Raw genomic sequence first — 416 nt, 5'->3', positions numbered from 1 at the left:
CTCTGTGTCTCCGTGTTTAAATATTTATTTTATATCCAGGAAATCGTTTACGAACTCGTTTGCCGGGTGATTCAGCAGTTCATCGGGTGGGCCAATCTGCACAATACGACCTTTATCCATGAGCGCAATGCGGTCGGCCAGTTCGCGGGCTTCGCCCACATCGTGCGTGACGAGCACGACGGTCGTTTCCTGCAATTCGTTCAGTCCAAATAATTCGCGCCGGACGTGCCGCCGGGTATACGGGTCGAGCGCACCGAATGGCTCGTCCATCAGCACCACCGGCGGACGGGCCGCCAGTGCCCGCGCCAGTCCAACGCGCTGCCGCTGCCCGCCACTTAGTTCGGCGGGGTATCGGCTCAGCAGCGATTCGGGCAGTTGTAGTTTGGCAATCAGTTCGCGAATACGGTCCTGTATTT

Annotated in this window: 1 protein-coding gene; it reads right to left on the bottom strand. The window is 57.5% G+C overall.

Features of this window, described 5'->3' with window-relative positions; all coding sequences use genetic code 11:
• Positions 1-24 precede the first annotated feature (24 nt).
• On the bottom strand, positions 25-416 hold a 392-nt coding region (locus tag D7Y13_RS50195; RefSeq protein ID WP_120631149.1), incomplete at its 5' end, for an ATP-binding cassette domain-containing protein.

The organism is Corallococcus praedator, assembly GCF_003612125.1.
Classification (GTDB): domain Bacteria; phylum Myxococcota; class Myxococcia; order Myxococcales; family Myxococcaceae; genus Corallococcus; species Corallococcus praedator.
The sequence above is the reverse complement of the archived record's forward strand: the minus strand, read 5'-3'. Positions and strand labels throughout refer to the sequence as shown.